Annotated in this window: 21 protein-coding genes; 10 read left to right on the plus strand and 11 right to left on the minus strand. The window is 57.4% G+C overall.

What is annotated here, in order from left to right:
* Positions 1-3 precede the first annotated feature (3 nt).
* The 3 genes from HXW73_RS12340 to HXW73_RS12350 are packed head-to-tail and all read right to left on the minus strand — an operon-like array spanning position 4 to position 3,366.
* Positions 4-1,965 (minus strand): glycosyltransferase, encoded by a 1,962-nt coding sequence (locus HXW73_RS12340; protein WP_186253378.1) that lies wholly within the window; start codon positions 1,963-1,965, stop codon positions 4-6.
* The gene (locus HXW73_RS12345; protein ID WP_186253379.1) at positions 1,962-2,360 is read right to left on the minus strand and encodes a 6-pyruvoyl trahydropterin synthase family protein; all 399 of its coding nucleotides are present in this window, start codon (positions 2,358-2,360) and stop codon (positions 1,962-1,964) included. Before HXW73_RS12345 ends, HXW73_RS12340 begins: the two co-directional genes overlap by 4 nt.
* Positions 2,361-2,382: 22 nt before the next feature.
* The gene (locus HXW73_RS12350) at positions 2,383-3,366 is read right to left on the minus strand and encodes a zinc-dependent alcohol dehydrogenase (RefSeq protein WP_186253380.1); all 984 of its coding nucleotides are present in this window, start codon (positions 3,364-3,366) and stop codon (positions 2,383-2,385) included.
* Between the two features lie 243 nt (positions 3,367-3,609).
* Between HXW73_RS12350 and HXW73_RS12355 the strand changes: the two genes are divergently transcribed.
* Positions 3,610-4,335, plus strand: a complete 726-nt coding sequence (locus HXW73_RS12355; RefSeq protein WP_186253381.1) for a CDP-alcohol phosphatidyltransferase family protein — start codon at positions 3,610-3,612, stop codon at positions 4,333-4,335.
* Between the two features lie 16 nt (positions 4,336-4,351).
* Here the strand turns inward: HXW73_RS12355 and HXW73_RS12360 are convergent, their stop codons facing one another.
* On the minus strand, positions 4,352-4,822 hold the full coding sequence (locus HXW73_RS12360; RefSeq protein WP_186253382.1) for a GFA family protein: 471 nt from the start codon (positions 4,820-4,822) through the stop codon (positions 4,352-4,354).
* Positions 4,823-4,995: 173 nt separating this feature from the next.
* Between HXW73_RS12360 and HXW73_RS12365 the strand changes: the two genes are divergently transcribed.
* Positions 4,996-5,658: a phosphoribosyltransferase gene (locus HXW73_RS12365; RefSeq protein ID WP_186253383.1), complete on the plus strand. Its 663-nt coding sequence runs from the start codon at positions 4,996-4,998 to the stop codon at positions 5,656-5,658.
* A gap of 5 nt (positions 5,659-5,663) precedes the next feature.
* On the opposite strand, the gene HXW73_RS12370 is transcribed toward HXW73_RS12365, so the two are convergent.
* Positions 5,664-6,626: a LysR family transcriptional regulator gene (locus HXW73_RS12370; RefSeq protein ID WP_186253384.1), complete on the minus strand. Its 963-nt coding sequence runs from the start codon at positions 6,624-6,626 to the stop codon at positions 5,664-5,666.
* 124 nt (positions 6,627-6,750) lie between these two features.
* Here HXW73_RS12370 and HXW73_RS12375 point away from each other — a divergent pair, with 124 nt between their 5' ends.
* A complete protein-coding gene (locus HXW73_RS12375) occupies positions 6,751-7,695 on the plus strand; it encodes a sodium-dependent bicarbonate transport family permease (protein WP_186253385.1) in 945 nt (314 codons plus the stop codon).
* Positions 7,696-7,727: 32 nt separating this feature from the next.
* On the opposite strand, the gene HXW73_RS12380 is transcribed toward HXW73_RS12375, so the two are convergent.
* A complete protein-coding gene (locus HXW73_RS12380; protein WP_186253386.1) occupies positions 7,728-8,150 on the minus strand; it encodes an MAPEG family protein in 423 nt (140 codons plus the stop codon).
* A gap of 221 nt (positions 8,151-8,371) precedes the next feature.
* On the opposite strand from HXW73_RS12380, the gene HXW73_RS12385 reads away from it, so the two are divergent.
* Positions 8,372-10,564, plus strand: a complete 2,193-nt coding sequence (locus HXW73_RS12385) for an ATP-binding protein (protein WP_186253387.1) — start codon at positions 8,372-8,374, stop codon at positions 10,562-10,564.
* Positions 10,565-10,569: 5 nt separating this feature from the next.
* Positions 10,570-11,475 (plus strand): diguanylate cyclase, encoded by a 906-nt coding sequence (locus HXW73_RS12390; RefSeq protein WP_186253388.1) that lies wholly within the window; start codon positions 10,570-10,572, stop codon positions 11,473-11,475.
* An 87-nt stretch (positions 11,476-11,562) separates the two neighbouring features.
* Here HXW73_RS12390 and HXW73_RS12395 read toward each other — a convergent pair whose 3' ends face one another.
* Positions 11,563-12,780 carry an oxidoreductase gene (locus HXW73_RS12395; protein WP_186253389.1) on the minus strand — a complete coding sequence of 406 codons (1,218 nt, stop codon included), beginning with the start codon at positions 12,778-12,780 and terminating at the stop codon, positions 11,563-11,565.
* Between the two features lie 237 nt (positions 12,781-13,017).
* Here HXW73_RS12395 and HXW73_RS12400 point away from each other — a divergent pair, with 237 nt between their 5' ends.
* From HXW73_RS12400 to HXW73_RS12420, 5 genes are all read left to right on the plus strand, one after another.
* Entirely contained in the window at positions 13,018-13,680 is a 663-nt protein-coding gene (locus HXW73_RS12400) for an FAD-binding oxidoreductase (RefSeq protein WP_186253390.1), read from the plus strand.
* Positions 13,681-13,996: 316 nt separating this feature from the next.
* A complete protein-coding gene (locus tag HXW73_RS12405; protein ID WP_186253391.1) occupies positions 13,997-14,818 on the plus strand; it encodes an aldo/keto reductase in 822 nt (273 codons plus the stop codon).
* 62 nt (positions 14,819-14,880) lie between these two features.
* Entirely contained in the window at positions 14,881-15,294 is a 414-nt protein-coding gene (locus HXW73_RS12410) for a hypothetical protein (protein WP_186253392.1), read from the plus strand.
* Entirely contained in the window at positions 15,291-16,262 is a 972-nt protein-coding gene (locus HXW73_RS12415) for an aldo/keto reductase (RefSeq protein ID WP_240538625.1), read from the plus strand. Before HXW73_RS12410 ends, HXW73_RS12415 begins: the two co-directional genes overlap by 4 nt.
* Positions 16,259-16,930, plus strand: a complete 672-nt coding sequence (locus HXW73_RS12420) for a DUF6064 family protein (protein ID WP_186253393.1) — start codon at positions 16,259-16,261, stop codon at positions 16,928-16,930. Before HXW73_RS12415 ends, HXW73_RS12420 begins: the two co-directional genes overlap by 4 nt.
* A gap of 432 nt (positions 16,931-17,362) precedes the next feature.
* Here HXW73_RS12420 and HXW73_RS12425 read toward each other — a convergent pair whose 3' ends face one another.
* The 4 genes from HXW73_RS12425 to HXW73_RS12440 form a co-directional block, all read right to left on the minus strand.
* On the minus strand, positions 17,363-17,890 hold the full coding sequence (locus tag HXW73_RS12425) for a GNAT family N-acetyltransferase (protein ID WP_186253394.1): 528 nt from the start codon (positions 17,888-17,890) through the stop codon (positions 17,363-17,365).
* Positions 17,887-18,321, minus strand: a complete 435-nt coding sequence (locus tag HXW73_RS12430; protein ID WP_186253395.1) for a GNAT family N-acetyltransferase — start codon at positions 18,319-18,321, stop codon at positions 17,887-17,889. Before HXW73_RS12430 ends, HXW73_RS12425 begins: the two co-directional genes overlap by 4 nt.
* Positions 18,322-18,370: 49 nt before the next feature.
* On the minus strand, positions 18,371-18,769 hold the full coding sequence (locus HXW73_RS12435) for a low molecular weight protein tyrosine phosphatase family protein (protein WP_240538626.1): 399 nt from the start codon (positions 18,767-18,769) through the stop codon (positions 18,371-18,373).
* A 104-nt stretch (positions 18,770-18,873) separates the two neighbouring features.
* Positions 18,874-19,479, minus strand: coding sequence for a porin family protein (locus HXW73_RS12440; protein ID WP_186253396.1), 606 nt, complete (start codon positions 19,477-19,479; stop codon positions 18,874-18,876).
* Positions 19,480-19,743 lie beyond the last annotated feature (264 nt).

Raw genomic sequence — 19,743 nt, forward strand, 5'->3', positions numbered from 1 at the left:
GTGTTACCCTTCCCCCTGGGTTTGGGCTTCCTGGGCTTGCGCTTCCTTGGGCACGGCCAGTAGATCACGGTGGCTAACCCAGATACCCAGTTCGCCGCTGGCGACGGCCTGATGACGCAGGGCGGCCCAGTCAGCAATGCGTCCAGCGGCATCAGGCGCGTGCTCGGTGGCCGCCGACGCCCAGCCGTCAATCAATGACGCCATGAGTGGCTGATGGTCAGGGTTACCCGCCGCTAACTGCCATGGCGTATCAGCTTCTTCAACACGGTAGTTAGCGACCTTAAAGGCAGCGGCAAGGGTGGCATGCGCGCGACCGCCGAGGGAATCGCCAAGGCCTTTATCGCGCTGCTGATGGGCACGAAAGCATTCGAGCACCCATTGATCTTCGTCATCGACAACCGGTCGTTGATGACGGTCGGTGAACCACCACTCACCGGTAACGCTGAGCGCCATAAGCAGCCCCTGACGCTGCGCCGCGCAGTGGGCCACCAGTTGATCAATCCAGGATTTCGAGACCAAGTCGAGCAGTGCCGAGGCGGTGATAAGATGCGCGCCGTTCAATGCGGGTGTGTCGAGACGGGCGAAAGAGGCCGTCTCAGTGTCGGCAGCGATCGACTGCCCGTGAGCGTCGCGCAGGGTCATTACCCGCGCCCGGGCGTCGCCAAGCAATGTGGCATCGTGGTCGATCAGGGTCCAGGTCTGTGGGCCAGGTAGACGGGGCGCCAGATAGTGAACATTGCTGCCCCGGCCACAGCCCAGATCCACCAGCCGATGAGGCGTGGAGCAGGCAGACAGCCACTCGCCGGCAAGTGTCGTCAGACGCTGGGACCGGGAGGCGTGGTCCACCGGCTCACGCAGCGCCAGCCAAGAGGCGGCAAATTCGCTACCCGACGCCAAAGGCGCGTCTTTTGAAGCCAGTGCACCGGCAAACGCCTCGGCCGCGGCGGGCCAATCCTTGAGCGTTTGGCGAGCCGCGATGGCCCCCTGGCGCAATGAGGCCCGCAGGACGGCATCGTCACAGAACTGTTCGATAGCGCTTTGCAAGGCTTCGACGTCGCCGGGTTCAACGCTTAAACCGGCACCGGCGGGCAAAGTATCGCGTAATGCGCCACCGGTCGTGGTGATGACAGGCAGGCCGTGGGCCAGCGCTTCGGTCACCACCATGCCATAGCCTTCGTACCAAGAAGGCAATACCAGGGCATGAGCATTCTGGTAGGCGGCTTCGAGGGTGTCGCTGCCGCACTCACCATGCAGGGTAACCTGATCCTCAAGGCCGTGAAATTCAATCAGATACTGCAGCCGCAAGGTAAACTCGGCATCCCGCGCACCGCCGAAGCAGTCACAGCGCCAGCGGCTCGCCGTGAGCCCGGCCAGCGCTTCAATCAGCACATCCTGGCCTTTGCGGGGCGTCAAGGTCGCCACGCATAATAAGTTCTGTGGCTCACCCGGCTCGCAGGCAGGGCTCACCGGCGCCTGCTCAACGCCAGGTTCGACAACAGTCGTACTCGCTTTGAGTGGGATCGCATACGCATCGGCCAATGCTGACAATCGACGGGCGGTAAAGTGGCTGGTCACGATAATCCGTGGGACAACCGCCAGGGCGCGCAACTCGCTTTGGTGGAGCCGCTGTTGATCATCCGCGTCCAGGCCCAATTCATCGCCCAGCGGGTGATGCACCAGCGCCGTAATGGCCAGGCGATCAACGTGGCGGGTCACCACGTCGGGCAATGCCCCCATGGCCAGCCCATCGATGACGACCGTCGCACCATCGGGCTGAGCCAACAATGCGTGCTCCAATGCCTGAGTCGCGGTGGCATCGGCATCCGGGAACCTCCCTTGCAGACCGATCACCTCGACCGTCCAGCCCTGCGCCCGCAGCGCCGACACGATGTGGGCATCGTAAAGGTAACCGCCGGTTCGCTGGTCCGGGTCGCCAGCGACAATCAGGCTAAATCGCTGGCTCATAGCGCGCCTTCGTAGCTCGCCCACGCCACATGCGACTCATGCAGCTTGACCTCCAGATGGGTCAGTCCACGGGCCGTCGTGCCCATTTCGCCGGCCTTAATCGCGGCGGCAAGCTGGTCGTAAATCACCTTGGCCATGAATTCAGTGGTGGTGTTGTGGCCCTGCAGCTCGTTCACCTCATCCAGGTTTTGGTAGTTGTAGCCTGCCAGGACCGCTTTGAGGGTATCGCCAGCCAAACCGATATCGATGACCAGACCGTCATCATCCAGTTCCGGCCGTTGGAAAATAACGTCCACCACATAGGTCGCGCCGTGGGTGCGCTGGGCCGGGCCAAAAACCTCACCCTTGAAGCTGTGGGCAATCATAAAATGATCACGGACACATAAGCGGTACATAGACACTCCTGTCGTATTATCGTTAGTGGGAATAGCGCAGCCGGTGGCACAGCTCGGTACTGCCAGATGAAAACAACCGTGGGGCCAGATCGGGCATGCTGATAAAGTCGCTCTCCCCGCTGATCAGGGCATCCAGGCGGTTATCCACCAGCAGATTCAGTGCCAGACGGAGCCGCCGCTGATAATCCCAGCGTGGCTGCAAGCGAGTTGGCAACTGGCCCACCTGGCTGGCGCGCAGGGTAAGCCGCTGAGAATGGAAAGCGCCACCAAGCGGCACCGACACCTCGCCTTCGCCAAACCAGCTCATTTCGATGATGCGCCCCTCGTTGCCGACCAGGCTGAGCGCTTGTCGCAAGCCGTCAGCGTGGCCGCTGGCGTGAATCACGCAGTCCTGTTCGGCGTTGGCCTCCTCGGGCAGGTGAAACGGCACGCGAAGCGTTTCCGCCAACGCTTCGCGGTCGGGGTTGATATCCACCAGCTGTACATCGACGCCGGGTATCTGGGCGCATAGATAGGCTACCAGCGCGCCGACGACGCCAGCACCGATAACACTGATCCGCTCGCCAAGCATGGGTTCGGCATCCCAGACACCATTAATTGCGGTCTCCATGTTGGCAGCCAGCACGGCGCGCTCAGACGGCAAGGCATCGGGAATCGGTAGCACCGCCGACTCGGGCACCACGTAGTGATCTTGATGGGGGTACAGGCAGAACACGCGCTGGTTCAGCAACTCAGGCGGGCCCTGCAGCACATACCCAACATTGGCGTAACCGTATTTAACCGGCGCGGGGAAGTCACCCGCCTGGAAGGGGGCTCGCATGCGGGCAAACTCGCTTTCCGGCACGCGGGCATTGAATACCAGCGATTCGGTACCACGGCTAATCCCGCTATAAAGGGTACGTACAAGAACGTCGCCCTCACCCGCCGCTGGCAATGTTTCCTGTCGGAGCTCACCGCGGCCTGGGTGGGTGACCCAAAACGCCGTGGCGTTATTGGTGTTGCTCATCAGCACTCCTTCCTTGTGCCGCTCGCTGTTCCTGGGGTGTACCGATGTGAAATGCCGGGCCAGTCAGACCGAACTGGCGTCGAATTGTGTTCACTGGCAGCACCCTTTTAGCGTAGCGTTAAACAAACGGATATTCGATATTGCAGACTAGACAACCCTACCTTCTTCTACAAGAATGGTACATATAAAAATATTTGCATCGAATTATTTTATCGATGCAATGATTGTGATGGCGGGAGTGCCATGTCTCTGTTTACCAACACACCAACCATTCCGGCCACCAAGCGCTGGCAAACGGCCATGGAAGTCGTCCTAAGTGGCATCGCATTGGGCCTTTCTGGATGGTGGTTACCTGCTTTATTGTCCGGGCCGCTTAACTGGGGCCTTGCCCTTTCGTGCTTTGCGTTGGTGGGTGGGTTGGTTATCACTTACTGGCCATATGGCCCGCTCGGCTGGGCGAACCGGGTGACGCTGGCACGCGCGGTGTTGGTCGCGCTGGCGGCAGGTGCATTGGCCAACCAGGCGTTCATGACGGCGGTATGGTCCTGGCTGGCGATTGCCGTGCTCGCCCTGGTACTGGACGGCGTCGACGGCTGGGTGGCGCGTCGCACGCAAAGCGCTTCATCGTTTGGCGCGCGCTTTGATATGGAGCTGGATGCCCTGCTGATCATGCTGCTCTGCGTAGGCTTGTGGCTTGAATCGTTGGGCGGGTGGGTGTTGCTGATTGGCGGCATGCGCTACCTGTTCGTGGCCGCTGGCTGGCGGTTCGCCTGGCTGACCAAACCGCTGTTTGCCAGCATGCGCCGCAAAACCGTATGCGTCTGGCAAGTGGTGGCGCTCCTGCTGGCGTTGACACCGCTGACCTCCAGCCTGGCCGCGGAAATACTGGCGTTAAGCGCCCTGCTGTCTTTAATCTATTCGTTCGGGGTAGATGCGTGGTGGCTATACCGCCAAGCACACGCCCACTAGCGCCTATCTGCCTGGGTTACTGCTCCAGCCCTAGGCGTTGATGCCATTCGGCCAGGCTTTCGTCCGGGTAGGCATAAAAGCACTTGTCCTGAATCGGCGCGTTGACTTCGACCCATTCCGCTTTGCTACCCAGCATCATGTGCGTTTTCTTGGGCGGCGAAGGCAACGGCGTATCGATCGCCGAGGCGAAAGGGTGAATCAGCTCAGGCCATTCGGGATCGTAAACCCAGAGGGCACTCGCGCAATGCTGGCAAAAATGCCTCTCGGCGGTGCTTTCCTCGCCGTCGATCACGGCTCGGTAGATGGCGATATGCGCGTCACCGCTAACCCTCAGCGTACTGCTATCGGCACCAAGGTTGATCGCATAGCCGCCTCCCCCCGCCGTTTTGCGGCATACCGAACAGTAACAGCAGTTAAAAGGATAGGGATGGTGTGACTTTACGCTGAACGTCACTGCCTGGCAGTGGCATGATCCTTTGAGCAGCATGACGACTCCTTGAAAAAGATTACCCGCAATGGTGGTCAATGAAGAACCACTTAGGCTTGGATAAGCCACTACCTATTACTATAGTCTAACAAGCGTTAATCCATCGTGTGATGACACCCTGCCCCGTCAATAGCGTGGCGGGTGCCAACCGACATGGTGCTCAGGAGCTACTCATGCCTAACCGTCAAGAGCGCTTCGAAAATCGTCGTGACGCTGGACGTCAACTCGCCAACGCACTAGCCGGCAAACACTACGACGTCGTTCTTTCCCTGCCGCGCGGCGGTGTCCCCGTGGCCTACGAAGTGGCCATGCGTCTTCAACTCCCGCTGGATGTTCTGGTGGTACGCAAGCTGGGCGCACCGGGGCATGCCGAGTTCGGCATCGGCGCGGTGGTGGATGGCGATCCACCGCAGGTGGTGATGAACTCGCAAACAGTGAAGATGCTGCAGGTACCCGAGCGCTATATTGAAGAGGAAATACAACGACAAAAGCGCGAGATTACCCGCCGTCGCCACGCTTACAGAGGCGAGCAAGCGCCGGTCAACGTGAGCGGACGCCGAGTAATACTGGTGGATGACGGTATCGCCACCGGCGGCACGGCCAAGGCAGCCGCCAGGGCAATGCGGCAGGCTGGCGCCGCCACAGTCACCCTGGCGGTGCCCGTCGCCCCGGCATCGACACTGGGTGAACTGGCTGGCGACGTTGACGATGTGATTTGCCTGGCAACCCCCGAACCCTTCACCGCCGTGGGCGAGCACTACCAGGACTTTACCCAAACCAGCGATGACGAGGTCATTGGGTTGTTGCAGGCAGCACGTGAGGCGTCGAACGAATAAGTAAGCTAGCGTCGCTTGGTGTCCAGGGTGCGTAGTAGCTCAGCCACGGCACGTTCTCCTTCGGGTTCATTAAACTCGAGCGCCAGCACACCTTGTACAAAACTCAAAAAACGATAGGCGGCGGGCGGCAGACGGCGCTCCCGTCGCACCACGAAGTGCCAGCGGCTTTTCAGCGGAAAACCCTGCAAGGGCAGCTCTTGAACACCTTTGGGCGAATCCGCCACCACGTGGCGGGACAGCACTGCCAGCCCCATCCCGGAAGCCACCGCCAGCCGGATCGCCTCGTTGCTGGCGATTTGCTGGGTAGAGCGCAGCTCGATACCCGCGCTGTATAGCCAGGCATCAAAGGTATGCCGTGTCGCCGAACCCGGTTCACGCAGCAGAAAACGCTCTTCTTTCAAGGCCTCCATGGTGAGGTCTTTTACATTCGCCCAGCGGTTATTTTCGGGCCCTACCACCACCAGCGGATTGCTCAGAAAAGGCGCGGCCATTACGGCGTCGTCCGAAGGCGGGTGGCTAAATACGTAGAGATCGTCTTCATGGCGCTCAAAGCGATTGAGCATCTGCTGACGATTACCGATCTCAACCGTGACGTCCACCTGGGGATTAGCCTGACTGAAGGGCCCCAACAGCCGCGGCAGCACGTATTGGGCGGTGTTCACTAAACCAATACTAAAATGGCCGCGGCCGCCGCGGTTGTATTCTTCCAGATACTGGCTGAACACATCGGCGCGGCTGAGCAAATCCTGACTTAGCTGATAGAGCGCCTGGCCGACCTCTGTGGGGACTACGCGGCTATCTTCCTGGCGCACGATGGGTTCGCCGACAATTTCCCGCAGCCGTTTCAACTGCTGAGACACCGTCGGCTGGGTCAGATGGAGCCGATTGGCCGTGGCGGTAATCGAGCCTGTGCGAACCACGTCGGCATAAACCTGCAGCAGACGAAAGGTCAGTTGTCGTACTTTCATTACTTACACCATAGATAATTATCTATGACTATATAAAGTTTATTTGTTTTCATCAATCTCTTGAGATCGCTAAAGTAGCCGCCCGACCAACTTTTCGCCCAACCAACTTTTCAGGAGATTTACCGTGCCGGATATTGTGGTGATGTTCTTTGTATTAGGTGTGATTGCCGGTGTGGTGCGCTCCGATCTCAGCATTCCCAAAGCCGCTTATGACATCTTAAGCCTGCTGCTGATGCTGACCATTGGCCTTAAAGGCGGCATGGCCTTGCACGGGAGCCTGGATACTGCTCTGTTAATCGAGCTTGCCGGGGTTACCCTGCTGGGCATTTTAATCCCGCTGATCATCTTCCCCGTTGTTCGCTACCTGGTGCGGCTCACTTTGGCAGACAGCGCCAGCCTTGCTGCCCACTACGGTTCGGTTAGCGCCGGCACCTTCGCCGTCGCCCTGGCGTATACCGAAGCGCACAGCCTGATGACCGGTGGGCAGGTAACGCTTTATCTGGTGCTGCTTGAACTGCCGGCGATTATGCTCGGGATTTTGCTCTATCGGCGGTTTAGCCGTGAAAGCTCAACCACTACGATGACGGGTTTGTGGCACGAAACACTCACCAATCGCGGCGTCATCCTGCTGGTCGGCGGCGTTTTGATCGGCTGGCTATACGGGCCGAATGCCGGCGAATCGGTGACCAGCCTTTACACCAATGCCTTCCAGGGCATTCTGGCACTGTTCCTGTTGGAAATGGGCCTGGTCGCGGCAGAGACGCTGCGCAGCCTGCGCTGGGGGCACAGCCGCCTGATCATCTTTGCCTTGGCAGCGCCCGTTGTGCTCTCCTGCTTTGGACTACTCATGGCCTACTGGCTTGGACTGCCCGCTGGCTCAGCAATTATTCTGGCAAGCCTTACCGCCAGCGCCTCCTACATTGCCGCCCCTGTCGCCGTTCGTGCCGCGATTCCAGACGCCAACATTGGCCTTGCCATGCTGGCGTCATTAGGACTCACCTTTCCCTTCAATGTGCTGATCGGTATTCCGCTCTATCATCAACTCTGGGAATGGCTGGCGGGGATTTAATGGCCTCAGGGAGACCATTTTTTGCGCATAAGCTAATAAAGTTGCGCCAGAATCAGGACGCACATGACCAGCATGCACACCACGCCAATGGCGTACCCTACCGTTCGCCAGGGCTGGAGCGCTGCCAGATAGCAGGCGGTGTGCATATAACGGGCGGCCGTGAAGATCATGAATAGCCAGGCCGCCAGGCCAGGCGCTGCGCCGACCCATACGTAAGCCACGCCCAGCGCCAAAAAGATGGGAATGTTTTCGACGTCGTTGGACCAGGCACGGGCCGCGCGCTGCACCTGCGGCAGCTCCTCTTGCGCGGCCTGCTTGCCCACAAAAGCGGCATCTTCCGGGGTCTTGAAAGTCATCTTGCCAATGCGATGAAAGCCCTGGTACACCGCAATGGCGAGCATTTTAATGAACAGCAGCACTGCCGCCATCGCGTACCAATACACTGCATCATCCATGGTATCTCCTTGAATCGGTCGCTTTGCAGTCGAATAGGATAGCACCCATGAGCCGGACTCCTTTGTTGAATAGCGCTAGCGCTTAAGAGCACGATAACGCCTTTACTTCTCCGTATTGATAGTTGGAACACCCAGTGACTTATTTCCACGGCTTAATAATTGACAGGCGTACCGCTCAATGGTTTACGTTTGAATAACCGATATTCTTAAAGGTCTGAACAATGCCATCCGATGCACGAATCGAGGAAATGCAGCGTCGTCTCCAGCGCTGGTTGAGTAAAGGGCCGGTCGGTACTGAAAGTGAAACGTATGGCAGTATTGATGGGTTGGACGATGACATTCGGGCATTGGAAGAGGAAATGCGCACCCTGTTTCCCGGCCGCGAATCCACCCGAGATGTGTTCGAAGCCCTAAGAGACCAGTCCATGTTCCGCACGGTTCTTGAGTCCGTGGTCGAGGGCATAATAGTCGCCGACATGGAAGCCCGCCCCCTTGTCTTCAATCCCGCTGCCCAGAAACTGCTGGGCAGGGCCCCCGAAGAAGGCGACGACGATAACTGGAGTGAGAATTACGGCTTTTTCTATCCCGATGGGAAAACACCCTGTCCCACTGAAAAGCTACCGCTCAGCCGGGCGATGCACGGAGAGTTGGTGGACGGAGAGGAGCTGATTGTCCGCACACCTGGCCGGGACACAGATTTATACATACATGCAACCGCCAGGCCCCTGTTCGATGTCGACGGCGAGCAGATGGGCGGCGTGGCGGTGTTCCATGACGTAACAGATTCCAGAATCGCCGAGCAGGAGCAGCAGCGTGCCCGAAAGGCCGCAGAGGACGCATCCCAGGCGAAAAGTGAATTTCTCGCCAACATGAGCCATGAAATCCGTACCCCGCTCACGGCTGTGCTGGGTTTCGCGGATCTGTTGATGGATAGGCAGTTGGGGGAGAGTGACAGGCTCAATTATATCCAGGCGGTCAGACGAAACGGCGAACACCTGCTTGCCCTTATCAACGATGTGCTGGACATATCGAAGATCCAGGCCAACAAAATGCACGTTGAACAGCTGAGCTGTTCTCTCCACCAGCTGGTGCACGAGACCGCCTCCATCATGCAGGTACGGGCCCACGAAAAAGGCCTGGATTTCGAAGTGGAGTATGAAACTCCCATTCCGGTGTACATCCGTAGCGACGCCATGCGGGTGCGTCAGGTGCTCCTCAATCTTCTCAGTAATGCCATCAAGTTTACTCACCAGGGTCGGGTCAGGCTGGCCGCCCGTTGTGTTGACCCGGGCACTGAAGCTTCCCGGGTGGAACTGGCAGTCAGCGATACCGGCATAGGGCTGAGTGAAGAGAACCTTGAAACCCTGTTCCAGCCTTTCCAGCAGGCAAGCGCCGCGACCACAAGGGAATATGGTGGCACGGGCCTTGGCCTGGCTATCTGCCGCTCCCTTGCTGAGGCGTTAGGTGGTGAGATCCGGGCAAGTAGTAAGGCAGGCCAGGGTAGTACGTTCACATTCGTGATCTACCAGGCGATCGACGAGACCACCCAGATGGTCTCCGAGCACGGCCTTGCCTCCGGAGAACTGTTGATGGATGTGCCTGCAGCCATGCCTGAGCAGATGCTGGCCGGGCGCATACTTCTGGCGGAAGACGGGCATGACAACCAGTTGCTGATTTCCACCATCCTGCAGAAGCATGGCCTGGAAGTGGATGTGGCTGAAAACGGCCAGATTGCCGTAGAAGAGGGGACGAAGGCCCTTGAAAACAGCATGCCCTATGACCTCATCCTGATGGACATGCAGATGCCAAAGCTGGACGGTTACGGCGCCACCGCCAGGCTCCGCTGGCGGGGCTATACCGGGCCGATCGTTGCCTTGACCGCCCATGCAATGACCGGTGAGAGAGAGCGCTGCATCAGGGCCGGTTGCGATGACTACCTTACCAAACCGATCGCCCGCGCGGTTCTGATTGCCGCGGTGGCGTCACACCTGAACCGGGTACGGGGCGGCGGTGCCGGATCCATCGTGGCAGAGCCGGCAGTGAGCGAACCGCCGGTAACCGAACAACCGGTAGCTGGATACGACTCCAGGCTCGTCGAGGGTGGGCTTTACAGCATCTATGCCGACGATCCGGACATGGACGAGCTGATTTCCGGCTTTGTGGCGCGTCTTCCACCACAGGTGGCAGATATACGCCTGGCTGCGGATGAAGGTGACGCCGCCAAGCTGAAGCGCCTCGCCCACCAGCTCAAGGGAGCCGCCGGTGGTTTCGGCTTCATGCCCGTGAGCGAGCAGGCCGCAGCCGTGGAAGCGGCTGCCCGGGAAGAGGGCCAGACAAGCGAGATGAAAGACGCCGTGGCCCGACTTGAGGACATCTGTGCACGCGTCCGCCATGACCCGCCGAAGGGAGGGTAAAAGTTTTGACTGATCTGGTTCACCAGTCCGTTCTCATTGTTGATGACTCGCCGGACATCCATCAACTGGTGGGCGTTCGGCTTCGCTCTGAGCGATTGACCCTCCTTCATGCTGATAATGCCGCCGAAGGGCTCCGGCTTGCCCGGAGTGAGCAGCCCGACCTGATCCTTCTGGATCTTGACATGCCGGATGTTGACGGCATGACGCTCTGTCGCCAGCTCAAGGACGAGCACGAGCTTTCTGACATACCGGTGATTTTCCTGACCGGAACGATGGATGTGCAGACCAAGGTCCTGGCCTTCGAACTGGGCGCAGTAGATTATGTCACCAAACCATTTGATGCTGTGGAGCTCAAGGCTCGGGTGCGGTCAGCCTTGCGGACCAAACGTTATCACGACCTTCTCACCACCAAGGCCCAGATTGATGCCCTCACCGGCCTCTGGAACCGCGGCTATCTCAATGACCGGTTGGCCGTCGAGATGTCAGTGCTGGAGCGCAAAGGCCTCCCGGTGGCCGTCGCGATGGTAGATATCGATCACTTTAAGCCAATCAACGACACTTACGGCCATCCTTTCGGAGATGCGGTGATACAGCGCATTGCGGAAGTGCTCGGTAATATGTCACGGGACAGCGATATTGTCTGCCGCTACGGCGGTGAAGAGTTCGCTATCATTCTGCGGGACACACCGTCAGCCGGGGCAATGCTCGTAGCAGAACGCATGCGCAAGGCAGTGGAAACGCTGCAACTGACATCCGGTCAAACGCCCGTGCCGTTGACGGTGAGTATAGGGATAGCCGGCAGCGACCAGGTATACGATGCTGGCACAGACGCAGGGGAATATCTGTTGAAAGCGGCTGACCAGGCGCTCTATCGCGCCAAAAAAGCAGGCCGCAACCGGGTTGAAGGATAAACCCGAAGCCGTTCAGAGGCCAACAAAACACGTAATGGCTGTTGGCCCGAATGCATGTGAGGGCCAGCGGACTCTGCGAATCGATCTTCAGCTCGATTCATACGAATCAGCAAACGTCTTTTTCCAGCTAACACACCGTTGCGCATCACGCTCCTCGTATTCTTTAATGGCCGTTGGAAGATCCATTTTAAACGCCTTCTCCCGATCTTCGCCCAAAGCGGTAAGTCGCATGGTGTACCAAGCCGTTATCCCCCCTGGCGGAGCAGATTCAAACCTCGGAAATTCAGGGTCGCCGCCTTCCTCGCTTAACCAGGTATTCGCAAGCTGAGGATTAAGCGCCATAGCGCGGGCCACACCCACCATGTCGACCACGCCACCAGCGATTGCATTCTCTGCGTGATCACGCTTTTTGAATCCACCCGTTAGCATCAAAGGCACATTCGTTACCCCTTTTGCGAGTCGAGCAAAATCAAGAAAGTATGGCCCTACGCCCGAACTATCGGAGCTGGATTTTGCCCCGGGAAAATAGGTACCTCCACTGATATCAATCAGATCGATCGAGGTTTGATCAAGAAGGCGCACCACCTCCAGAGCATCGGCCTCGGTCAATCCCCCTTCCAGTAGATCCGTCGAATTAATCCTTATTCCTACTGGAAACAACGGCCCAACAGCCCGCCTTACTTCTCGTATTACGTCTATGACGATGCGACACCGTGCTTCGATTGATCCGCCGTAACCATCGCTTCGATGATTAAACAAAGGGGAAAGGAACTGACTGAGTAAAAACCCATGCCCCGCGTGAATATGCACACCGCTAAAGCCCACTGTCTTTGCGTGTAACGCGGCTCTCGCATACATGGCGGGTAATGCTTGAACTTCATCAATCGACATCGCCGCACATTGGAGGCCATCTAGGTTCAGCGCCGACGGCCCCTTTGGCTGACTGATCGGCAAATGCGCGAGGGCACCAGCATGGCCGAGTTGCGCCCACAAGTGAGCACCATTAACCACCGCACGACGCGTTAAGGACTTCAGCATAGGCTGATTGGAGTGTGCTCCCAGCATTAAATTGCCCGGCTTCTCCGGAAAGCGCGGATCCCCTTGTACTTCTCCAATGAAGGACACAGCGACGCCACCTTCCGCCCATCTTTCGTAAAGCCGAATCTGCGCTTCGGTCGGGTTCCCCTCGCCGTCCGCAAGCGAATCTGACATTGCCGACTTTACCAGTCGATTCTTTAGAATCGCACCGCAAGGAAGCGCCAGCGTGCTTTGAAGGCGATGGTTTGAACCTGAACCTTTCATCATAGACATTACTCTGAGTAGCTAACACTGAATTGAGCGGCGCCGTTTTTTGGCGCAACAACCCTGAGCCTTAGGTGACTCAATGATCGACGCTGTACCACAACTTCCGCGAGGTCACTCGAATGTCACCACTCCATGGTGCCTCCTTGCGTTTAATGCCCGACTTTGCAACGTGCCGCGCCTGCGGCCAACATAAAACTAAAACATTGCAACCTAACGATGAGAGGCATAAGGCGAAGTATGGACCATACACTCGAAATCCAGGAAATCCGCAATCTTACCCACGATGTCAAACAAATACGGCTTGCCAAGCCCGAGGGATACACCTTTACGCCTGGCCAGGCAACCGAGGTAGCCGTCAATCGTGAAGGGTGGACCGACGAGAAACGGCCATTCACCTTCTCTTCGCTGGTTTCGGATCCGTGGCTGGAATTCGTCATCAAGATCTATCCAGACCATGAAGGCGTCACCCAGCAGATCGGGCAGCTAAGCGAAGGGGATTCGCTGATCGTCGGCGAGCCCTGGGGCACCATTGAATACAAGGCCGAAGGCGTGTTCCTAGCGGGCGGCGCAGGCGTAACGCCGTTTATCGCCATTCTGCGTGACTTGCATCGCAAGGGCGAGCTCGGCAACAACCAGCTGATCTTCTCCAACAAGACCGAGCGGGACATCATTCTCAAGGACGAATTCGAGACGATGCTAGGGGATCAATTCGTCAATGTCATCACTGACGAAAAACCGTCCGACGAACACAGCTTCATAGACAAAGCCTTCATGACATCGCATATCAAGGACATGAGCCAGGCCTTCTACGTATGCGGCCCGGACCCGTTCAACGAGAGCATTATCGCGGCGCTTGAGGAATTGGGCGCCAACCCGGACGCGCTGATCTTTGAAAAGTAGCCGGTCTCAACACGCTCTCTGACATAAGCCGCACACGGCTAATGCCAAAAGGTCGCCTGAAATACTCAGGCGACCCGCCATGATGAAAGCCGGCCATACGGCGTAATTGTCCGATAACACGTCTGATTAAATTATTACCGCTCACCCTCAAATTCCTGCCATGCCCGAAGAATGATGATGGCACTATCATGTACTGAATAACGGATAACGTACTTGCCAAAAACCATGTCGCGAACGGAATCAGGTACTGGTGCCATTTCAACCGGTATGCCAATTTTCGGGAAGTCTAGACGCAATTCGATTAGGAGATAGCGATATGCAGACGATTGAGCTAGGTGGCGTAAAGGTAGCCCGTATAGGCCAGGGCACCTGGCATATGGGTGAGAATGCCGGGCAGCGGCAGGCTGAGATCAGGGCGCTGCGCGAAGGTCTGGATCTGGGCTTAACCCTGATCGATACCGCAGAGATGTATGCCGAGGGCGGTGCTGAAGAAGTCGTTGGCCAAGCCATCCGCAACCGGCGCGATGAGGTGTATCTGGTCAGCAAGGTCTACCCGCACAACGCCAGCACCGAGGGTGTTCAAGCCGCCTGCGAGCGCAGCCTACGCCGATTGGGCACCGACACTATCGATCTCTACCTGCTGCACTGGCGCGGCCAGTACCCGCTGAGCGAAACAGTGGCAGCGTTTGAGCGGCTGCGCGAGCAGGGCAAAATCCTGCGTTGGGGCGTTTCGAACTTTGATATTGACGACTTAGCAGAGCTTGGCGAGCCGGACTGCGCCACCAATCAGGTGCTCTACAACCCCGAAGCACGCGGCATTGAATACGACCTGCTGCCCTGGCAAGCACAACAAAACATGCCGCTTATGGCCTATTGCCCGATCGGTCAAGGCGGCGCGCTACTGTATGACGCAACCCTACAACGTATAGCCGACAAACACAGCGCCACCACCGCGCAAATCGCCCTCGCCTGGGCACTGCGCCATCCCGGGGTGATGGCTATTCCTAAAGCCGTGAATCTGGATCACCTTAAACAGAACTTTGATGCAGATAACGTCAGGCTCGACGACGATGATCTGGCACAAATCGACGCCGCCTATCCCCCAGCAACGCGCAAGCACTCTTTGCAGATGGTGTAAGGACGAGCCATCAGCGGCGTAAAACATCTCAGGCCCCAACGGCCCAGGAAAGGAGCGCTGTCATGACACTGCCCGCCCCACCACCCAATGCCTGGATCCGCTTTCTCGCCCACCTGCTGTTTATCCTCGCGGCGTGGACGCTGTTCATCAAATACCTGTTCCCCGTTGGCTATGCGCTGGCATACGGCGAGCCCTGGGCACGCTATATCTATTGGGATCTATGGCCACTGGCACACGTCTGGCTAGGCTGGGCGATGCTTAAGCGGCCCCGCTACACGCGCGCATTGGCGGTGGGCATGTCCGTCATTGAAATCCTCATCATCGGCACCCTGTTTGTGCGCTTTCTCAATGACCCCGAGTGGTCGATCTGGCGTACCAACTGGTTTGTGAATAAGGTGTTTGTACTGACCTGCTTTGTGCTGGTGTTGGCAGCCACGGTGCCAATCCAAAAAAACCTGGAGGAGCGACCGCTATGAACCGTCCCATCAAACATCACATCAAGCATCGCATCAAGCATCGCATCACGCGCAGACAAAGCCTTACGCTCATGGGTGCCTCGCTCGCCGCCATGATGCTGCCAAGCGTACCGCTTCTTGCCAACACCAGCGGGATGCACCAGAAGGCCTTTGCAGGGACTGACAAAAAGCTGCCCGTGATTGGCATGGGCACCTGGCGCACGTTCAACGTTGGCAGTGACCCGAAGTTGCTCGATGCGCGTACCGAGGTGGTGAAGGCCTTTTTCGAGCATGGCGGCGGCCTGATCGACTCTTCGCCCATGTATGGCTCGGCGCCGGATGTGATGGGCTATGCCTTGCAGCAGCTCGGCACGCCCGAGAGCCTGTTTTCCGCAGAGAAGGTCTGGAGCCCCGCCGGTGGTTCAGCCCGCGAGCAGGTGGCTGAGCTTAAAGACCGCTGGAAGGTGGAGCACTTCGACCTGGTGCAGGTACATAACCTGACCGACTGGCGCGAGCACCTGGCCGCGCTGCAGGAAATGAAAACCGAAGGCCTTATCCGCCATGTCGGTATCACCACCTCCCACGGGCGCCGCCACAGCGAGATCGAGCAGATCATGTCGTCAGAAGGTATCGACTTCGTTCAGCTCACCTACAACATCACCCATCGCGAAGCGGAAAACCGGCTACTGCCTCTGGCAGAAGAACGTGGCATCGGCGTGATCGCCAATCGGCCATACGATGGCGGCAGCCTGATCAAGAACCTCAAGCGCAGTAACGCGCCATTGCCCGAGTGGGCAAACGCAGAATGCGGTTGTGACACCTGGGCGGATTTTCTACTGAAATTTATCGTCAGCCACCCGGCCATCACCTGCGCGATACCCGCCACTACCCAGGTCGAGCACATGCACGAGAACATGCGCGCCGGCCACACCCCCATGCCCTCGCCCGACGCCCGTCAACGGATGGCCGCCTATATCGAGTCGCTATGAACGCGTGGACAGGCTACCAGCTGCAGGACTTTATTCCCTTCACGGCGGAGGTTTACTTTCGCCTGCTTGAGCGCATGAGCGAAACCTTCTGGCCGCTGCATCTGCTGACCCTCGCCCTGGGCGCCGCGACCCTTGCGTTGGCGCTGAGACATCGCACGCGACTCGCCTGCCTGCTACCCGCCCCGCTCTGGGCCTTTGTCGCCATGGCGTTTTTCCTTCAGCGCTATGCAGAGCTCAACTGGGCCGGGGGTTATATTGGCTATGCCTTCATCGCCCAGGCCGCACTGCTGTTAGTGATGGCGCTAACGGGGTGGGGAATGGGTAACGCGCCACGCACAACAAATCCACCGGTTGCGATAGGCATCGCCATCGCCCTCTACGGCCTGATCATAATGCCGCTGACGGCGCCACTGAGCGGCGGTTCCTGGTACCAGGCAGAAGTGTTCGGCATACACGCCGACCCCACGGCGGTGACCACGCTGGGTCTGGTGCTTATTCTGCTTCGGGGGTTCGCGCTCTGGATCGCCGCCATCATCCCAGCGCTCTGGCTGGTCGTTTCAGGACTGACCTTGCAGGCGCTGGATTCAACGGGCGGCACCGTGTTGTTCGTCGTACTGGCAATCGCGCTGGTGGGGTTGATCTGGAAAAGCATCGCGTCCAAGCGATAATGTCGCAGCAAAAGCGGAGCAAAGCGGGTGATTTGGCCTCTGTTGCATGGCCTGGTTATGCGGGGGGGGTTACCGATTGACTGGCTAACACTGCACTGGGGTGAAACCGCGCCCACAGTGCAGCTAACGACTGGTTTAGTGGCAGTGATAAGGCTTCGAACCGGCGTGACAACCGTTTTTATCCGTTCCGCCAGAGTGGCCATGGGCTACGCCAACAATCATCATTGAAGCGAACAGGACAGCGACTAGCTTTTTCATAGCAAACCTCTTTTTATTGGAGATGTTTTCCATATTGCCTTCCGTTGCACTGAAGCACCCACAAGCCTTGTGAGTGTTAATTATGATTATGCAGCGTTTCCCTGTGCGCCGATAGCAATCAGTTCAGGCGCACCGGACGAAGATGGAGCAAAAAGGCTTGAGGGCTTGCCTTTGTTAAGGTCTAAACTGATAGCGGAACACATCTCTAGACTCCCCTCTCAGTTGCGGAGCCCAGTAAAAATTTTCGGTTCTTCCCGTGAGCACGAACCCCGCTTTGACCAGCGCCGTTTGAGCAGCAGCATTCTCTACTTCTGTGAAAGATGTAACGTCTGCAATCTGACCCGTTGCGAGTAAATATTGTGCGGTGAGAGCCAAAGCCTCTGCGGCGTACCCACGACCTCTGTACGGGATGCCGATGCCGAAGTGCACAGCCATTGACGCATCATCCCTGGCAACGGTTATCAGCCCTGCAGCAGTACCGTATCTAATTGCCTCTATGACCCAGATGCACATGCCATTGGATGCCAGGCTCTCAGGGGTCGAGAGCTTTTTGAGCATTTGTTCAGTTTGCGCGACATCAATGTGTGGCTGCCGAGCCAGGTACTTCGCTGAGCCCAGGTCGCCAGTATAGGTATTAAAGATCGGCGCGATATCTTCGGGCTTGTGGTAGCGCAACCCCAGCCGTTCTGAAGCGGTGATCATTTCTGGGGGCTCTTCTTCAGAAGAACAGCCTGGGTCTTATCCTTACTGTAGCCCAGGGACTCATAGAAGAGGTGGGAATGCTCCCTAAGCGCATTAGCGCGCACTCGAATAGCACTCACCTTTCCAGACAGCCATTTTTCCGCTTCGAGCACCAAGCCTTTACCCAGCCCTTGGCCTCTTGCTGCCTCGCTCACCACCAGGCTTACGATCTCGCCCTTAACGCCCTCGGCCAAGCGCACATCAATAATGGCAGACACGCAGCCGAGAACGTTGCCCGCCACCTCCGCGACAAACACTTCCCCACCCTGCGCTCGCAAGGCGCTTATATTGACTGAAAGTGATTCTTCAGAGTGATCATAGCCAAGCTGCGCCATTAGCGGGACCAGCGCTTGGGCGTCTTGGTGGGTGTATTTTCTATAAATTGACTTCATATATCTTCGGTGCAAAGGTAATTGTCGCCGCGCTTAGACGAGTCCCCGGCTATGTTTCGACGGAAGATAATCGCACATACTCTGGCACCCTTTCCTTGAGCATTTTGATGAGTTCGGGCTGCATGAATTCGTAGTGATCGGGAATATCCAGACAGACTAATCTCTTCCCCTTGAGTAACTCCTCGTATGTCTTGGCAACTTCATCCCGGTGACTCTTTTCCATCACCAGGACGATTTCAGCCCACTCAATCAAGCCCCGGGAAACGGGCGTTTGCGCATGTACCCCTGTCCCAGCACCGATTGCTTGAATACCGGGATAAGCTGAAAAGACCCTTTCAGCGGTCGGGCTGCGTAGCCTATTTTCGCTGCAGATGAATAGAAGGTTCATAGGCGCTCCCTTTTTGACTGTATGTGCCAGCGCCAATTCGCCAGAGACGTTGGCATTCATAACAGCACGATCAGCTGCAAGTATGCGAGGTTTGCGCAATAAAAAACGACAGTGCCGGGGCGAGCCCCGGCACTGATATCGCACATGGCAAAGCAAATTGACGGTTAGAAGCGGAAACCGGCTGACGCGGTAAAGGTATCGATCTTATAGTCGCTGTCGAAGTCGTAGCGCTCGTATTCGGCACGGACCAGGAAGGGGTCGAAGTTGAACTGCGCGCCAACACCGTAGACCGGATCGGTACCGTTCTGATCTTCAAGATCAACGCTGGCACCGCCAAGGTTACCGTCGACGTCGGTTTCCCACTTGGCCACACCGGCCTTGGCGAAGGCGGTAAACCAGGAGGTGATGGGCAATTGACCGACCAGACTCGCCCCGTAGGCGTCGGATTCCAAATCGGTATTGGCGTCACTGTTACCCTTCAGGCGCGTACGACCCAGATCGGCATAGAAGATTTCGGTAGCGAAGTAAGGATTGAATTCGTAGCCGACGAAACCTTTAAAGACGTTGTCTTCGTCATCATCCAGATCAAAATCTTCAGCGCCATTGGAGATGAAATTGTCGACATCGTTGTCGTCGTTCTCCAGCGAGCTGAAACCGGTACCGATGCCCAGATAGAGCCCATCAGCATTGGGTGCGGCGAATGCCGACGGTGCCGCGGCGAGCAGAGCGGTAGAGGCAAACGAGGCGGTAAGTAGGGTTCTGAGTTTCACGTGTATTCTCCTTGTGACGACTTGCTATGAACGACTCTATGAATCGTCATGGTATTGAAAGGCTATCCTGCCGTGATTCACGTAATGTGACAGTCGTTTGATTCACACATATCAAAGTAGGCAGAACACTGTTCGATAACAAGGAGGATTTGGTTACGGTAGGTAAGTTTTTGTTGTAAAAAAGCGCCTCTACCGGCGATGTCACCCCAGATTGAGTAACGCTACACTTTAGAGTCCGATCCTATGGATAAGGAGATTGGACAT

It is taken from the genome of Halomonas sp. SH5A2 (genome assembly GCF_014263395.1).
Classification (GTDB): domain Bacteria; phylum Pseudomonadota; class Gammaproteobacteria; order Pseudomonadales; family Halomonadaceae; genus Vreelandella.

Excerpts from the sequence above, each read along its gene's own strand:
- HXW73_RS12340 (WP_186253378.1), bottom strand. The coding sequence starts at position 1,965 with ATGAGCCAGCGATTTAGCCTGATTGTCGCTGGCGACCCGGACCAGCGA.
- HXW73_RS12345 (WP_186253379.1), bottom strand. The coding sequence starts at position 2,360 with ATGTACCGCTTATGTGTCCGTGATCATTTTATGATTGCCCACAGCTTC.
- HXW73_RS12350 (WP_186253380.1), bottom strand. The coding sequence starts at position 3,366 with ATGAGCAACACCAATAACGCCACGGCGTTTTGGGTCACCCACCCAGGC.
- HXW73_RS12355 (WP_186253381.1), top strand. The coding sequence starts at position 3,610 with ATGTCTCTGTTTACCAACACACCAACCATTCCGGCCACCAAGCGCTGG.
- HXW73_RS12360 (WP_186253382.1), bottom strand. The coding sequence starts at position 4,822 with ATGCTGCTCAAAGGATCATGCCACTGCCAGGCAGTGACGTTCAGCGTA.
- HXW73_RS12365 (WP_186253383.1), top strand. The coding sequence starts at position 4,996 with ATGCCTAACCGTCAAGAGCGCTTCGAAAATCGTCGTGACGCTGGACGT.
- HXW73_RS12370 (WP_186253384.1), bottom strand. The coding sequence starts at position 6,626 with ATGAAAGTACGACAACTGACCTTTCGTCTGCTGCAGGTTTATGCCGAC.
- HXW73_RS12380 (WP_186253386.1), bottom strand. The coding sequence starts at position 8,150 with ATGGATGATGCAGTGTATTGGTACGCGATGGCGGCAGTGCTGCTGTTC.
- HXW73_RS12385 (WP_186253387.1), top strand. The coding sequence starts at position 8,372 with ATGCCATCCGATGCACGAATCGAGGAAATGCAGCGTCGTCTCCAGCGC.
- HXW73_RS12395 (WP_186253389.1), bottom strand. The coding sequence starts at position 12,780 with ATGATGAAAGGTTCAGGTTCAAACCATCGCCTTCAAAGCACGCTGGCG.
- HXW73_RS12400 (WP_186253390.1), top strand. The coding sequence starts at position 13,018 with ATGGACCATACACTCGAAATCCAGGAAATCCGCAATCTTACCCACGAT.
- HXW73_RS12405 (WP_186253391.1), top strand. The coding sequence starts at position 13,997 with ATGCAGACGATTGAGCTAGGTGGCGTAAAGGTAGCCCGTATAGGCCAG.
- HXW73_RS12410 (WP_186253392.1), top strand. The coding sequence starts at position 14,881 with ATGACACTGCCCGCCCCACCACCCAATGCCTGGATCCGCTTTCTCGCC.
- HXW73_RS12415 (WP_240538625.1), top strand. The coding sequence starts at position 15,291 with ATGAACCGTCCCATCAAACATCACATCAAGCATCGCATCAAGCATCGC.
- HXW73_RS12420 (WP_186253393.1), top strand. The coding sequence starts at position 16,259 with ATGAACGCGTGGACAGGCTACCAGCTGCAGGACTTTATTCCCTTCACG.
- HXW73_RS12425 (WP_186253394.1), bottom strand. The coding sequence starts at position 17,890 with ATGATCACCGCTTCAGAACGGCTGGGGTTGCGCTACCACAAGCCCGAA.
- HXW73_RS12430 (WP_186253395.1), bottom strand. The coding sequence starts at position 18,321 with ATGAAGTCAATTTATAGAAAATACACCCACCAAGACGCCCAAGCGCTG.
- HXW73_RS12435 (WP_240538626.1), bottom strand. The coding sequence starts at position 18,769 with ATGAATGCCAACGTCTCTGGCGAATTGGCGCTGGCACATACAGTCAAA.